Genomic DNA, 15,826 nt, shown 5'->3' on the forward strand with positions numbered 1-15,826 from the left:
CAATTAATTTGTTATTATCGATAAATCAATTAATAGGATCATTATTGATCCTCGCAGTTTAGTTTGTTGTACATGGGCGCTCTCGAACAGGATATTCAAACACAATTACACCAACTAAAAATTCAGTTGGAACAAGTTCGTTTGACACAAAGGGATACTTCGTTCAAGTTTAAACGAGAACAAGCCGTCCTAAAACGGATCGTCGCATCTTTAAGTGTGGCATGTCAGGGTGATGATAGTCAGTTAAATCGTAATTTATCTGACCTTCGAGCTGCTTTAGAGCAACAGAAAGATGTCAGCACTCTCATTCCTCGCTTAGCTGTATTGGAGCGCATGTTGAAGCAACAAACCTTGGCTACGGAAAAACAGAGTACGCATTTAGACTCCCAGATAAAGCACAGCGGAGAAACCTTACTGCGCGTTGTCGGGCTGCCCGCGAAAATTAAGCGCGATTTGCGTGATCTACTCAGTTTCTCAGACGCTCTACCAAAACCAAAAGCCGATCAAGCAATGCATTTGCTTGAAATTTATGAACGCGCCATCAAAATAATTACCGCTAACCCAAGCACCGCCATCAGTGAACTGCACAATGCCGCCGATAAAGAGCTGTTATTAAGCCTATCGGATGAACTGCAACATTTGATCACCGAACTGGATTTTGAAGGTGAGTCAGGCGAACTGTTGGTCGATATACGCGCAAAACTGCTGATTGGCGTTTCAACTCCGACGCTCTTAGAGCTTACCCTTGAGATCCTTAAGCTAGTGATTGAAGGTACGAATTTTGAGCGTAAAACCTCGGAAAAATTCTTAGAGCAAGTTAACACGTCTTTGTCTAAACACTTAAAAAGCAGCAAACATAACGTCGAGCAAAGCCAGCACTATTTTGAACATCGTCAGGATATGAACAACGAATTGAGCGGTCTGATTAATCAAAGCCAGTCATTGCTCAAAGATTCTAGCTCAATCGATAATCTAAAAAATTCAATGTCGCCGATTTTAAGTGAAATGGAGTCTCTTTCCGAAAGGCTAACTCACGCCGAACAGCGTGAACAAGCGTTAATAGAACGCTTAAGCTACGGAAAAAATCAGATGGAGGCGTTATTTGAGCTCACGCAAGATTATCGACGTCGATTGGAAGATCAATCACAACGAATGCTGCTTGACCCATTAACGAAAGTCTACAACCGAACCGCATTTAATGATCGCCTAGAACTGGAATATCGCCGCTGGATTCGCTCTCAACATCCTTTTAGGGTAGTCATTGTCGATATTGATAAATTTAAATCGATCAATGATAGTTTTGGTTACACCGCTGGTGATAAGGCGCTAAAGATCATCGCAAGAACCATCGCCAAAGAAACTGCAGACACCGATACCGTGGCCCGTTTTTCAGGAGAAGAGTTTGTTATTCTGCTTCCAGAACATGATGATAATCACTGTTTTAAGTTAGTACAGAATATTCAAAAACACGTGGCTAAACTGCCTTTCAAATTTCGTGAAAAGAACATCACCATTACTCTTTCGGCCGCAAGTACTTCCTTTAAAGATTCAGATACACCAGAAGAAGTACTCGAACGTCTTCACCGCTCACTATTAGAAGCGAAACGTTTGGGGCCTAATCAAGTCATTTGGAAATAAAGCAAATAGCGGCTTTAAATGGTCGTTATTTAACCAACTCGCACACAAATCATGCGTCAAGTCACATTACTCTAGCAGCAACGTTTCCTAACGATAATGAAAAGAACTAGATTGATACTGTAATTTCAATCAGTTATGACGTCCTATCGCTCTGGGTTAAGCAAACGAACAATCCCCATATTCTCAGATAACAGAATAGGAATAAAAACCTACTTTAGCCGTAGCATGGACATTTATTTATCCTTATAACAGGAGGCCAATATGATCACTCATGTCAGCCCAGCAGGCAGTATGGATCTGCTATCTCAACTGGAAGTTGAGCGTCTTAAAAAAACCGCTTCAAGTGAGCTTTATCAACTTTATCGCAACTGTACTTTGGCGGTTTTGAACTCGGGCAGCCACACTGATAACTCAAAAGAACTTCTCGATAAACACAAATCTTTTGATGTAACAGTAATGCGCCGTGAGCGCGGGATTAAACTAGAATTAGCTAACCCACCAGAGCATGCTTTCGTGGATGGCCAAATTATTAAAGGTATCCAAGAGCACTTGTTCTCGGTGCTGCGAGATATTGTGTACGTCAATATGCATCTCGCAGATAGCCAGCGCCTAAATCTGACTAATGCTATCCATATCACCAACTTAGTGTTTGGCATTTTACGTAATGCCGGAGCACTGATTCCGGGAGCACTTCCCAACCTTGTTGTATGTTGGGGAGGTCACTCGATTAACCCTACCGAATACCAATACACACGTGAAGTCGGCCATGAGTTAGGGTTACGAGAACTCAATATTTGTACTGGCTGTGGGCCAGGAGCAATGGAAGGTCCGATGAAAGGTGCAGCGATTGGTCACGCTAAGCAACGTTACAAAGAACAGCGCTACCTAGGGCTAACCGAACCCTCAATCATTGCCGCAGAGCCACCGAACCCAATCGTGAATGAATTGGTGATCATGCCGGATATCGAAAAACGCTTGGAAGCTTTCGTGCGGATAGCACATGGCATCATTATATTTCCTGGCGGCGCAGGAACCGCAGAAGAGCTGCTGTATATTCTAGGTATCATGATGCATCCAGAAAATGCCAGCCAACCAATGCCTATCGTGTTGACCGGGCCAAAAGAGAGCGAAGCTTATTTCAGTTCCATCGATAAGTTCATTGCAGAAACCTTAGGCGATGAAGCTCGTAAGCACTACCAAATTGTGATTGATGACCCAGAAAAAGTCGCTCAAATTATGAGCCAAGCAATGCCGGAAGTCCGTCAGCATCGTAAAGATAACGGTGATGCTTATAGCTTCAACTGGTCACTTAAAATAGAACCCGAGTTCCAACTTCCTTTTGAGCCGACACATGACAGCATGGCTAATTTAGATTTGCACCTTAACCAAAAGCCAGAAGTGTTGGCAGCCAACTTGCGCCGCGCATTCTCCGGAATTGTTGCGGGCAACGTAAAAGCAGAAGGCATTCGTGAAATCGAACGTCATGGCCCCTTCACTATTGATGGTGATACCAAATTAATGAAAAAAATGGACCTGCTGCTCAAAGACTTTGTTGCTCAGCACCGCATGAAGCTGCCGGGAGGTAGTGCTTACGAGCCTTGCTATAAAATTGCTGCTAACAAATAGCCATACCACTTGAAGTTACAGGTAGGTGGCCGTGAGCTCATACCCAATGAGCATAGATAAACTATGTGATTGGGGTGAGCGGACGTCGCCAACCCCGCTGTAGTTTCAAGTAGGAAGGGATATCGCTTCGCAAGGTTGGCAAGGCTAATAGAGATAAGGTAGTAATCTCTAGCGATATCATTACAATAAGGGCTCTCAATGCCCTTATTTTGTTGTTGCTATGTCCTTACACCTTGTCATTATTGATGCGCTCAACTTGATCCGTCGAGTCCACTCAGCTCAGCCTGATCCTAACGATATAGTAAGAACGATCGAGACCACATCACGCACTCTGCATCGCATCATTAACGAAGCTCAACCAACACATATTATTGCGGTATTTGATCATCACCTACAAGATAGAGGCTGGAGAGCCGAGATTCTTCCCAGTTACAAAGAAGCTAGAAAACCAATGCCTGAGCCTCTACAACTTGGTTTAGAGTCGATTCAGCAGGCTTGGTGGGAATTGGGGATTGATTCATTACTGTCTGACGGCGATGAGGCCGATGATCTGGTCGCGACTCTAGCAACCAAAGTCGCCAGTCACGGAGAAAAGGTCACCATTATTTCGACCGATAAAGGCTACTGTCAATTACTGTCACCAACACTACAAATTCGAGATTATTTCCAACATCGTTGGCTTGATGCGCCTTTTATTGAGCAAGAGTTTGGGGTAAAACCGCAACAACTAACCAATTATTGGGGGTTAACGGGAATGAGTTCGAGCCAAGTGCCCGGCATTCCTGGGGTGGGGCCAAAAGCAGCCAAAGAAATACTGACTCAATTTGATGATATAGAACAAGCTTACGCCAGTGATGAATTGGCGAAAAAATATCGCAAAAAATTTGATGAACACATTGAGATGGCACGTATTTGTAAACAAGTCGCGACCTTAAAAACCGATATTGAACTTGGCTTTAACTTGCAAGATATCCGTTTTATACCGAATAACCGTTGATGCTTGCTCAATAATATCAAACTGATAAAAAATAAATCATCACGATTAAAAAACGCTCCTTGCTTGGAGCGTTTTACTATTCACGGCATTATCAGCAACGATTAATGCGGTGAAATGTTTGATAAACATTGCACATGCACCGTTATTTCTTCACGGTCATGGTACAAATGCTTAGCTTGCATACGGAATTTAACGCCATTTTCAATCAAAAAGACTTTCAGGTTTTCGATATCTTGCAGCACTTCATCATAGCGACCTTTCATAGGCAGCTTTAGGTTAAAGATGGCCTCTTTGGCCCAACCTTTAATGATCCACTGTCCCATCAAATGCGCAACACGAGCTGGCTTTTCAATCATGTCACACACAATCCAAGTCACATTTTTACGTGGTGGCTCAAACTTAAAACCATCCTCTGCATGGTGCTTCACTTGACCCGTTTCCATCAAACTTTCGGCCATTAAACCATTGTCGATTGCATGGACGAACATAGAACGTTTAACTAATTGATAAGTCCAACCACCAGGACACGCACCCAAATCAACCGCCCACATGCCTGATGCCAAACGCTCATCCCACTCTTCACGTGGAATAAACACATGGAAAGCCTCTTCCAATTTCAATGTCGAGCGACTCGGCGCATCGGCTGGGAATTTCAAACGAGGAATGCCCATAAAGAATGGTGAGCTATTATTGGTGTATGAATAGCCAACAAAACAGTGCCCAGGCTGAATAAAGCAAACATGCAATACCGGTTTTTTGCTCGACTCTTTAGCGTAAAGGATGCCTTTACCACGCAGCGCTTGGCGCAGCGGCACGGTAAATTTACGGCAAAACTTAAGCAGCTCTTTGGCTTCGTTGGTATCTGGTGTTTCAATGCGAATATCACCACAACGAGGAAAATCTTCAAGCTCGGCTAATTGAGATAAAATTGGGGAGATACGGTCATCTTTAGGTAAATCACTAAATTCGGCTGCCACCGCAAACATTTGGCGAGCAAAGATCAAGGATTGGAAATCCAACTCTTTAATCAGTTTGTCTGCATCACCAGACTGGTAGCACTCAAACAGTACGTAGCCAGTATTACTTTTTAAGCGAGGAAAACCAAAAACCTCTAATTTTGTCGCTTTATCTTGGATCTCTCCGGCACACTCTTTTTCAAAGCCGGCACGACAATAGAGCATTACGTGTTTCACTGGTTCACCTCTTTCATATTTAGTGCTGCATAGCTAAACAGTCCCCACCCCACCATGAAGAATAGGCCACCGATGGGAGTCACAGGACCAAACCATTTAATACCAGTTAACGCTAGTGCGTAAAGACTGCCGCTAAAACAAAGGACGCCGATAATAAAGCAAATCGCCGCAATGAAAAAATATTTTTGAGCTTTATCGCCCATCGAAAACTGCAATAACACCCCACATGCTAAAATCGCCAGCGCATGAATAAACTGGTATTGCACACCCGTTTCAAATACTTCCATCAAATACGGTGCTAGCAGAGACTTCAAACCATGCGCGGCAAATGCCCCTAAAGCGACCCCAGTTCCCGCGAAAACACCCGCCATAGTGAGTAATAACTTACTGCGCATAAGTAGCCTCCATTATGAATTGGCTTAAATGCTCGACCGCTAAATCAATATTTCCTTGCTCGGTAAAACCTGAACGTTTACGTGGCTTGAAGCTGTGATCACCATCGGGTAAAAATGTGACTTGCACGGATGGAGACAACGGAAAATCACTGAACTCATCTTTTTTGCCAAAAGTATCGCGCTCACCTTGTAAAATTAAACAAGGCTTAGTCAGTGTGGCAAGATGTTCGCCCTTATACTTTTCCGCTTTTCCCGGTGGATGAAAGGGAAAGCCCAAACACGCCACCGCCGCTATCTGTTCATGATCCGCAAGCAAACTGGCCATTCGTCCACCCATCGACTTCCCACCAATCACGAGCGGCTTATCGGCATAGTGAGCAATCACTTCTTCAAATGCCGCCAAAAGCTTAGGCGCACGATCCGGTGGGCGTTTTTTACCATCCATCGCACGCGTTGCCATATAAGGGAAATTAAAGCGCACAACTTCGATACCCTTACTAGCAAGACCTTGTGCGACCGCCTCCATAAAAGCATGCTCCATTCCAGCGCCCGCACCATGTGCAAATAAAAAGCGCACGGATCCCGCTTGGCCGTTGAGCAAGACGTTATTCATCGAGCAGTTCCTCTTGCTCTCGTCGTGCTTTTTTCAACATCCAATCACGGAAAGTAGCAATCCTTCCCATGTCTGCTTGTTTTTCATGGCACACAACATAGAAAGCATTCTTGGTCATTAAGACTTCATCAAACGGAGCAATTAGACGCCCAGCATCAAGCTCTGGCTGCGCTAACACGTTATTACCTAGTGCGATACCTTGTCCATGCGCCGCCGCTTGCAGTACCATCGTCGAGTGACTGAAGATCGGACCATGATTAACATTGACGCTATCAAGGTTGTTTTCTTTGGTAAACTGCTTCCAATCTTTGCGCGAAGTGTCGTGCAGCAATGTATGACGAGAAAGATCAGCCAGTGTTTCTAATGGTTTAGGCCCAAGTAGCAGCGAAGGTGAACAAAGCGGAATTAAAAATTCTTGATATAACTTATCGGCACGTAAACCTGGCCAGTTTCCTCGCCCATAATAAATCGCCACATCAACGTCATCGGTTAATGAACCTTCATCCATATCAACCGCTTTAATTCGCACATCAATATCCGGCTCTTGCTGGTTAAAGTCAGCTAAACGAGGCACCAACCACTGAATAGCAAAGCTAGGAGGTAAGCTAATAGTTAACGCTCCCTTTTCGCTACGTTCTAATACTTTATCTGTTGCTTCAGCTAATGCTGTGAAAATATCTTTTATATCCAGAAAGTAACTTTGCCCTTCCTCTGTTAATAGCAAAGAGCGGTTTCGACGACGAAACAGTTTCAAACCTAAAAATTCTTCTAACGCTTTGATTTGATGACTTACTGCGGCTTGTGTTACAAATAACTCTTCTGCTGCTCGAGTAAAACTCAATTGGCGAGCCGCCGCTTCAAACACTTTCAGCGAGTTTAATGGTGGCAATCTTCTAGACATAGATACACTCGAAAATTAGATTAGTTTTTTTAATCTGAAACATTATAAATTGTCCATTGCCTAGCGGCCAGAGAAATTCTATATTTCACCCCGCAGCAAGGCCTGAACGGCTTGGTTCTCTCTAGAATCAATTGGCTTATTGTTGCGATGTTGTGTTTGCAAACTCGTATTTCGAGTTAGGTAGATTTCTACCATCCTGTTTTGTACAGATATCCCCTGTTGCAAAACAAATACTTCCTGTATTTATTTTTTGACCTGTCTGTCAAATTTTTTAGCACCGCCTTTAGGCGGTGTTTTTTTATGTGCTAAATCTAGCAAACTAAGTCCGTAAAAAACGCCCATAAAAAAACCGCTAACGAGAACGCCAGCGGTTTACAGTGTTGCGTAGTAAAGGATCGGCTATGGACGATACACTTTTACGTTATCAAAACCTTGTTCTTTTAAGTACAACGCTTGCAAACGGCTCATCACACCACGAGCGCAGTACAATAAATAAGTTTGTGATTGATCTAAGTCGCCAAACTGAGTCGCCAATTTGTAGAAAGGTAGATGCTTAACTTCCACACCTTCGATAACTAATGGCTTATCATCTTCTTCATCAGGGCTACGAATATCCAAAACCACCGCATTACCTTCAACCGCCGTTACTTGCTCGACTTCAGGTGCTTGCTCTTGGCTCTCTTTTTCAATATCACGAATATCCATTTGACGAGCGTCGTAAACCACTTGCTCAAGGATAGAAAAATCAAACTTCGCTTCTTCCGCTTCCAGTTTGCCTTTCACCGCTTTTATTGTTGGGTTCTTAGAGATAACACCGCAATATTCTGGCATGGTTTTCGCGAAATCTTCCGTACCAATGTCACGCGCCACTTTGATAATGTCTTCTTTGTCCCAGTTAATCAGTGGGCGCAAAATCAACGTATCGGTAACACCATCAATATGGCGTAAGTTGGTCAGCGTTTGGCTAGATACCTGTCCTAATGCCTCACCGGTTACTAATGCTTCTATATTCAGCTTATCAGCAATCATACCGGCGGCACGCATAAACATACGTTTCAACACCACGCCCATTTGGCCGTCATCAACTTTCTCTAAAATTTCAGCCACAACTGGTTCAAAATCGACAGAGATAAAACGTACTTTCGCAGAAGAACCGTATTTATTCCACAGATAATGAGCGACTTGCTTTACGCCGATTTCATGCGCTGGACCACCTAAGTTAAAGAAGCAGTAATGCACTTTTGAGCCACGTTTGATGTGTAAGTAGCTAGAGACACCTGAATCAAAACCACCGGAAATCAAACTCAGCACATCTTCTTGAGTGCCTAGAGGGAAACCACCTAAGCCTTTATAGCGAGCGATAACTTGGTTGAGCAATTCATCAGCAATTTCAATGTTGATTGTCACATCAGGGTTCTTCAACTGAACTTTTGCACTTTCAACCGCTTGATTTAGACCACCACCAACGTAACGCTCAAGATCAATCGAAGTAAAGTCATGCTTACCGCGACGTTTAGCACGCACAACAAAGGTTTTACCTTCAATGTTATGACGGCTCAACTCTAGTACCTGTTCGTAGATATCGTGCATGTCCTTAAATTCAGATTGCTGGACTTCAAGAATTTGCTGAATACCCGGAGTCTGAGTCAAAATTTCCAGTACTTCTTGGTAGTACTGGTCACTTTGTGACGTCACTTCGATATGATCACGACGGTTAAAAACCGCGACAGACTCTGTACGACGCTTAACGATATTGCGAATATTTGACTCTAAAATCTTTGTGAAGCGCTTACGTACTGATTCACTTTTAACAAAAATTTCCGGATGGGGCTTAACAATAAATTTCATAGTTCTATTCGCAATATAATGGGGCAATGTAGGTAACGTCACACTTCACTGTTGTTTTTTCAGTCGATAGCAATGAGCGAACCTCTAAGGGCGCAAGATTATACACGAGATTTTCAGCAAGAGAAAAGCCCATAAAAAAGACGAGCCTTTCAGCTCGTCTATGGTTTTACCGATTTAGCAGAGTAACCTATTGAACTGACTGAACTTCATCACTATATGTCGGTTCACCTTGCATAATACTTATTTCTACACGGCGGTTACGTGAACGCTCAGCTTCAGTATCATTTGGGCCTATAGGATCGGTATCAGCCATACCTCGAACGCGAAGGCGCTGATGCGAGAAACCGCGAACTTTTTCCATCTCTTGTGCTACAGATACTGCTCGTTGGGAAGATAAATCCCAATTTGAGCGATACAACTCTGAATCAATTCTCTGGTTATCGGTATGACCTGAAATACGCACGATCCCCGGCACATCTTTAACCAGATCAGCAATTTGACGCACCAATGGCCGGAACTTAGGTTGCAAAAATGCTGAACCTTCCGGAAAAGCGCCTTTTTCTCGGATCCGTATTACAAGTTGTTGGCCTAAGTTTTCGACTTCAATCGCACCTTGTTCGATTTCTCTAGAGAGTGCTTTTTTGATATTTTCCTCAACCACTTCCATCTCTTGTGACATCGCCTCAGACTGCTGCTGTTGCTGTTCTTCAGATTCGGTATTTTGGTTGTTCTGCGTTGAAGTTTCAGGTGATTGCCCACCCGTTAACTGGCCTTGATCACGTTGATTGCCACCGGCTCGATCTGAATCCCCTTCTTGAAACTCCAGCGTTTGCTGGGTCACATCAATGGTTTGTTGCATAATGACATCAATAGGCGTTGGCTCTGGGCGACCAGGGCGGAACTCTTGAGCAATGATGCTCGTTCCCTTGGGAATATCTTTGACTTCAAGGCGATTTTGCACACCAAAGGCAAATTTCATTGAACCAGCGATTTGTTTGAATTTCAGTACATCCATCTCCGAGAACGAAAGAAGCAGTACGAAGAAGCACATCAGTAGTGACATTAAATCGGCAAAAGTTCCCATCCACAGCGGCAAACCGGGAGGAGGACATTTCGGTTTTTCATCATCATCCATTATTAACTCCCGTTATTCACTATCGACATCAAGCACACGTTTACCTTCATTGAGGTAATTTTTCAGATAGCCGTCAATCACCCTTGGGTTTTGACCATCTTGAATGGCTAATACGCCATCCATGATTAGGCGGCGATTGAGCTTTTCCTGCTCTCGACGTAGCGATAATTTATCGGCAATCGGGAAGAAAATCATGTTAGACAGAACGGCACCGTACAGTGTGGTTAAAAGAGCAACCGCCATCGCAGGGCCGATAGATTTCGGGTCATCCATGTTAGATAACATTGCCACCAAACCAACCAGTGTGCCGATCATCCCCATGGCTGGTGCCACGTCACCAAACGCGCGAAATACACCAGCACCTTGTTCATGACGCTCATCGGTTAGGGCAATATCTTTTTGTAGCGCAGCGCGAACTACATCGGCATCATGACCATCGACCAGTAGGTCGATCCCTTTTTGCATAAAGCTATTGGATATTTCCATCTCTTCGAGTGCAAGAAAACCACCTTTACGTGCGGCATCGGCCATTTCAACAATTCTAGCGATCAAATCTTCAGGTTCATCGGCTTTGAATATAAACGCTTTTCCTGCCACTTTGGCTGCACCAAAAAACTGCCCCATGGTGAATTTCATTAACACAACAAATGTTGAACCACCGACTACGATCAAAATAGAAGTGACGTCGAAGAACATCATCAAACTTCCACCTAAGATCATCGCCATGATTACAAAAGCTATGCCACCAATCAGGCCTATCAGCGTTGCTAAATCCACAAAGCACTCCTCATGCTATCCATTTGCGACAATGAGTTTAAACTCGTTATCGGCATGCGCGTAAAATCTTTAAGTAAATTATTGGATCATACAGAAATTATCTCTATGCAGTTTATACCCAAATAACAAAAATATGCACGATTGTGGGCGCGCAGTTGTGGTCTAGATTCAAAGTAACAAACACAATTATCATAAAGCGATAAGAATTATCGCACAGAGATGTGATCCGCTTTCTTCGCTAGAGTGTATTTTATAAGAAAAAAGGTGGGCTTTTCTGACAAAAGTGACTGGTTAAATTTGACCATCACTACGCCCTAATGTAACTTTCGTGCATCTTTCCTTAAGTGAAAATACTATGGCGAGCAAGAAACCTGAAAACATGTCCTTCGAGGCGACCATTGAAGAACTCGATCATTTAGTGGAACAACTAGAAAATGGCGACCTCGCTTTAGATGATGCACTAAAAAAATTCGAACGTGGTATTGCTCTTGCTCGTGCTGGGCAAGGTAAACTCAGCGAAGCAGAACAACGCGTGAGCATTCTCTTAAATGCAAGTGATGATGCCCCACTGTCCGACTTTGCTGAACAGCCAGAATAACTTTTATCTGCCACAACCCTTTATCTGTCAAAAATAAACTAGTAGAAGATTGCTCTATGATTGAAGCGCTCAGCTCCTATCAACAAAGAAATAACGAACAACTTGATCTATGGTTAGGCCAATTCCCCAACCAAAAACTGCCGTTAATAGACGCCATGCGTTATGGCTTATTGTTAGGTGGAAAAAGAGCCCGACCTTATTTGGTGTACATTACAGGCCAAATGTTGGGTTGTACCCCAGAGCAACTTGACACTCCAGCCTCTGCTATTGAATGCGTTCATGCCTATTCATTAATTCATGATGATTTACCGGCAATGGACGACGACGAGCTGCGTCGTGGCAAAGCAACCTGTCATATTCAATTCGATGAAGCGACCGCTATTTTAACGGGTGACGCCCTACAAACCTTGGCCTTTACTATTTTGGCGGAAGGTTCGCTCGCCAAACAAGCTGAGCCACAGCGTATCAATATGGTTAAAGAACTCGCACAAGCTTCTGGTGCTCAAGGGATGTGCATGGGGCAAGCATTAGATTTAGCAGCAGAAAATCGTTGCGTGTCTCTTGAAGAGTTGGAAGAGATTCACCGTAATAAAACCGGTGCATTGATGCGTTGCGCGATTCGCTTAGGGGCTCTAGCAGCTGGTGAAAAAGGGGTAGCGATTCTTCCCCAGCTAGATCAGTACGCCGACGCTATTGGTCTCGCATTCCAAGTTCAGGATGATATTTTGGATATCATTAGCGATACTGAAACCTTAGGAAAACCGCAAGGCTCTGATCAACAGTTGCATAAAAGCACCTATCCTGCGCTGTTAGGGTTGGAAGGCGCAATCAATAAAGCACATACTCTGTTACAGGAAGCACTTCAAGCCTTGCAAGCAATCCCCTACAATACAGAATCACTCGAAGAGTTCGCCCGATACGTCGTCGAGCGCAAGAACTAAACTATAAGCGCGCATAATTATGACTCTTGATATATCAAAATACCCAACGCTGGCTTTAGCAAACACACCAGATGAATTACGTAGCCTCCCTAAAGAAGTGCTACCAGCACTGTGTGATGAATTGAGAACCTATTTGCTCAATTCGGTGAGTCAGTCAAGTGGTCATTTGGCTTCCGGCTTAGGTACCGTCGAATTAACGGTTGCTTTGCATTACGTCTACCATACTCCTTTCGATCAATTAATTTGGGATGTGGGCCATCAAGCCTATCCGCATAAAATCCTCACTGGTCGTCGCGATAAAATGCCGACAATTCGTCAAAAAAACGGACTGCATCCATTTCCTTGGCGTGAAGAAAGTGAATACGACACCTTATCGGTTGGGCACTCTTCAACGTCGATCAGCGCAGCGCTCGGTATGGCAATCAGCGCAGGCCATGAAGGGAAAGATCGCAAAGTAGTCAGCGTGATTGGAGATGGCGCAATCACCGCAGGTATGGCATTTGAAGCAATGAACCACGCGGGTGACATTCACCCAGATATGCTAGTGGTACTCAATGACAATGAAATGTCGATCTCCGAAAACGTTGGCGCATTGAACAACCATTTAGCGCAAGTTCTTTCGGGCAGCCTTTACACCTCGATTCGTGAAGGTGGCAAAAAAGTGCTTTCGGGCATCCCGCCAATTAAAGAGTTGGTACGCCGTACAGAAGAGCATTTAAAAGGCATGGTTGTGCCAGGCACTTTATTTGAAGAGCTAGGGTTTAACTACATAGGCCCGGTTGATGGGCATGATGTCAATGAACTGGTCAAAACCTTAAAGAATATGCGTGAGCTCAAAGGTCCACAATTTCTGCATATCATGACCAAAAAAGGTAAAGGTTATGAACCCGCAGAAAAAGACCCAATCGGCTATCATGGCGTACCAAAGTTTGACCCAAGCCATTCAAGCTTGCCAAAAAGCAGTAACGATAAACCGACCTTTTCTAAAATCTTTGGCGATTTCTTATGTGATATGGCCGCTCAAGATCCAAAACTGATGGCGATCACACCTGCCATGCGTGAAGGCTCTGGTATGGTACGTTTCTCTAAGGAATTTCCTAAGCAATATTTTGATGTTGCGATCGCTGAACAGCACGCGGTGACACTGGCAACCGGTATGGCAATTGCTGGTAACCATCCTATCGTCGCGATTTACTCTACCTTTTTGCAACGTGGCTATGACCAATTAATCCACGATGTAGCGATCATGGATTTGCCAGTTATGTTCGCAATAGACCGCGCTGGCCTTGTCGGTGCTGATGGTCAAACACACCAAGGCGCGTTTGACCTTAGCTTTATGCGCTGTATCCCTAATATAGTCATTATGGCTCCTGCCGATGAAAATGAATGCCGTCAAATGCTCTATACTGGTCATCAACACTCTGGGCCAAGTGCGGTGCGCTACCCACGCGGTAACGGCATGGGAGTTGAAATTCAAACCGAGTTTAGTGCGCTAGAAATAGGTAAAGGGCGTGTATTACGTCAGCGCGATGAGAATATTGCCGGTACAAAAATCGCCATTCTAAGCTTTGGTACTTTCCTAGCAAACGCATTACAAGCGGCCGAACAGCTCAATGCAACCGTTGCAGATATGCGCTTTGTTAAGCCACTTGATGAAGAGTTAATTCGTCAACTTGCTACCGATCATGATGTATTGGTCACTATCGAAGAAAATGCAATCGCTGGCGGCGCTGGCGCTGGCGTACTTGAATTTATGATGAAAGAGAAGCTCTTAAAGCCTGTTCTCAATCTCGGTTTGCCGGATGAATTTATTGCTCAAGGTTCACAAGAAGAGCTGCATCAAGAATTAGGCTTAGACGCCAAAGGCATTATTGCTTCAATTCAAGAGTATGTAGCGAAGTAACTGTCGTTGAATGAGCCGTAATAGCTCTCTGAATAACATCAGATTAAACTGTACAGAACCAGCTAAAAGTTCAATTGTAGAAGCCCTCGCCAATGCGAGGGTTTTCTTTTAAAACTTACAGTGACCACTCAAATTCAGTAAATAACCGCTGCCAGACTTCATCAAAGTTCGCTTTAAGCACTAATGCTTCCCCCGTAAAGGGGTGAGTAAAACACAGTTCAGATGCATGAAGCATGAGTCGCTGCGCATCATAATGCTCTCGGAATAAACGATTATGCTTACCATCACCATGAGTAGTATCGCCAATGATAGGGTGACTCAAATGGTGCATATGACGACGCAGTTGATGCTTACGTCCTGTTTTCGGCTTCATTTCTAGCAAACAATAACGACTGGTTGGAAAACGCCCAGTAGAATAAGGCACTTCAATACTAGCTATAGGTTGATAAGCAGTAATTGCTTCTTGGGCTTCTTTATCTTGCTTAGCAAATTTATCAGCGATTTTGTCCAACTCAACTTTGAGCGGGTAATCCAATACATCGCCCTCTTCAATCCAACCCCGTACGATAGCGTGATAGGTTTTTTCCATCTCATGATTGGCAAACATTGGCATCACTTGTGAGGCAACCTCACTTGAGAGCGCAAAGACCAATACACCAGAGGTTGGGCGATCTAAACGATGCAAAGGAAAAACATGTTGACCAATTTGATCGCGTAGCGTCTGCATGACAAATTGTGTTTCATGCTTATCGAGCCACGAGCGGTGAACTAACATCCCCGCAGGTTTATTCACGGCAACCAAATACTCGTCTTGATAGATAATCTCTAACACGCTTTACACACCTCATCGATATACGTGACCAAAGCAATCACCTTAGAGAATTCAGGCTGGTGCTTCCAAGTTTCTTCAAAATAAGGCGCAATAGAAAAATCACTTGGCAGCGTTGCTTGCTGCTCAAGTAACGCCGACATTTTCGGAATAAACACCCATTGCAACCACTGTTCTGGTGCTAAAGTATCAATCGCAAAAGGCTCGTTACTCATTAATGCCTCTCGTGAAGGTGATTGTGGTTGCCACACACCACATTGACGCAATTCTGTTTCTAATTGTGTTAATGCTCTGGCAAGTTCTGTATTTATTGTCATTATTTACCGCGTTAATTCACTCTGTGACCTTGAAAATTGGCCATAGAGTACCATTTATTGTCACAACAAAGTGATTACAAAAGGCAAGTTCAAAGCCGATGATGAGGACCCAATA

At 43.9% G+C, this 15,826-nt stretch carries 15 protein-coding genes; 6 read left to right on the forward strand and 9 right to left on the reverse strand.

All coding sequences use genetic code 11. From position 1 onward, the window contains the following. The first annotated feature begins 72 nt into the window (after positions 1 to 72). The 3 genes from MCT08_RS11540 to xni all read left to right on the forward strand — a co-directional run bounded on the left by MCT08_RS11540 (position 73) and on the right by xni (position 4,261). On the forward strand, positions 73 to 1,638 hold the full coding sequence (locus MCT08_RS11540; RefSeq protein ID WP_168522980.1) for a GGDEF domain-containing protein: 1,566 nt from the start codon (positions 73 to 75) through the stop codon (positions 1,636 to 1,638). Between the two features lie 261 nt (positions 1,639 to 1,899). Further along, complete coding sequence (ppnN, locus tag MCT08_RS11545; protein ID WP_168522982.1) at positions 1,900 to 3,264, forward strand: nucleotide 5'-monophosphate nucleosidase PpnN; 1,365 nt, start codon at positions 1,900 to 1,902, stop codon at positions 3,262 to 3,264. Between the two features lie 220 nt (positions 3,265 to 3,484). Continuing rightward, a complete protein-coding gene (gene xni, locus MCT08_RS11550) occupies positions 3,485 to 4,261 on the forward strand; it encodes a flap endonuclease Xni (RefSeq protein WP_274678452.1) in 777 nt (258 codons plus the stop codon). A 101-nt stretch (positions 4,262 to 4,362) separates the two neighbouring features. Here xni and rlmM read toward each other — a convergent pair whose 3' ends face one another. The 7 genes from rlmM to pomA form a co-directional block, all read right to left on the reverse strand. Beyond that, positions 4,363 to 5,454 (reverse strand): 23S rRNA (cytidine(2498)-2'-O)-methyltransferase RlmM, encoded by a 1,092-nt coding sequence (gene rlmM / locus MCT08_RS11555; protein WP_053310322.1) that lies wholly within the window; start codon positions 5,452 to 5,454, stop codon positions 4,363 to 4,365. Then, positions 5,451 to 5,849 carry a DUF423 domain-containing protein gene (locus MCT08_RS11560; protein WP_274672893.1) on the reverse strand — a complete coding sequence of 133 codons (399 nt, stop codon included), beginning with the start codon at positions 5,847 to 5,849 and terminating at the stop codon, positions 5,451 to 5,453. Before MCT08_RS11560 ends, rlmM begins: the two co-directional genes overlap by 4 nt. Beyond that, entirely contained in the window at positions 5,839 to 6,462 is a 624-nt protein-coding gene (locus tag MCT08_RS11565) for an alpha/beta family hydrolase (RefSeq protein ID WP_274678453.1), read from the reverse strand. Before MCT08_RS11565 ends, MCT08_RS11560 begins: the two co-directional genes overlap by 11 nt. Continuing rightward, positions 6,455 to 7,363, reverse strand: a complete 909-nt coding sequence (locus MCT08_RS11570) for a transcriptional regulator GcvA (protein ID WP_053310325.1) — start codon at positions 7,361 to 7,363, stop codon at positions 6,455 to 6,457. The genes MCT08_RS11565 and MCT08_RS11570 overlap by 8 nt, the downstream gene beginning before the upstream one ends. 399 nt (positions 7,364 to 7,762) lie before the next feature. Beyond that, complete coding sequence (gene thiI / locus MCT08_RS11575) at positions 7,763 to 9,211, reverse strand: tRNA uracil 4-sulfurtransferase ThiI (RefSeq protein ID WP_053310326.1); 1,449 nt, start codon at positions 9,209 to 9,211, stop codon at positions 7,763 to 7,765. Positions 9,212 to 9,398: 187 nt separating this feature from the next. Then, complete coding sequence (locus MCT08_RS11580; RefSeq protein ID WP_053310327.1) at positions 9,399 to 10,346, reverse strand: flagellar motor protein MotB; 948 nt, start codon at positions 10,344 to 10,346, stop codon at positions 9,399 to 9,401. Positions 10,347 to 10,358: 12 nt separating this feature from the next. Further along, a complete protein-coding gene (pomA, locus tag MCT08_RS11585; RefSeq protein WP_053310328.1) occupies positions 10,359 to 11,123 on the reverse strand; it encodes a flagellar motor protein PomA in 765 nt (254 codons plus the stop codon). 355 nt (positions 11,124 to 11,478) lie between these two features. On the opposite strand from pomA, the gene xseB reads away from it, so the two are divergent. From xseB to dxs, 3 genes are read left to right on the forward strand one after another with little or no spacing between them, the layout of a single operon-like run. Beyond that, complete coding sequence (gene xseB, locus MCT08_RS11590) at positions 11,479 to 11,721, forward strand: exodeoxyribonuclease VII small subunit (protein ID WP_053310329.1); 243 nt, start codon at positions 11,479 to 11,481, stop codon at positions 11,719 to 11,721. Positions 11,722 to 11,777: 56 nt separating this feature from the next. Further along, positions 11,778 to 12,662 carry a (2E,6E)-farnesyl diphosphate synthase gene (gene ispA, locus MCT08_RS11595; protein ID WP_274678454.1) on the forward strand — a complete coding sequence of 295 codons (885 nt, stop codon included), beginning with the start codon at positions 11,778 to 11,780 and terminating at the stop codon, positions 12,660 to 12,662. Positions 12,663 to 12,681: 19 nt separating this feature from the next. Further along, positions 12,682 to 14,565 (forward strand): 1-deoxy-D-xylulose-5-phosphate synthase, encoded by a 1,884-nt coding sequence (dxs, locus tag MCT08_RS11600; protein ID WP_274678455.1) that lies wholly within the window; start codon positions 12,682 to 12,684, stop codon positions 14,563 to 14,565. Positions 14,566 to 14,680: 115 nt separating this feature from the next. Here dxs and truC read toward each other — a convergent pair whose 3' ends face one another. Both truC and MCT08_RS11610 read right to left on the reverse strand, forming a co-directional pair. Further along, positions 14,681 to 15,397: a tRNA pseudouridine(65) synthase TruC gene (truC, locus tag MCT08_RS11605; RefSeq protein ID WP_053310332.1), complete on the reverse strand. Its 717-nt coding sequence runs from the start codon at positions 15,395 to 15,397 to the stop codon at positions 14,681 to 14,683. Then, a complete protein-coding gene (locus tag MCT08_RS11610) occupies positions 15,391 to 15,711 on the reverse strand; it encodes a YqcC family protein (protein WP_168522996.1) in 321 nt (106 codons plus the stop codon). Before MCT08_RS11610 ends, truC begins: the two co-directional genes overlap by 7 nt. Between the last annotated feature and the right edge of the window lie 115 nt (positions 15,712 to 15,826).

This window comes from Vibrio aestuarianus (genome assembly GCF_028858425.1).
GTDB classification, from domain to species: domain Bacteria; phylum Pseudomonadota; class Gammaproteobacteria; order Enterobacterales; family Vibrionaceae; genus Vibrio; species Vibrio aestuarianus.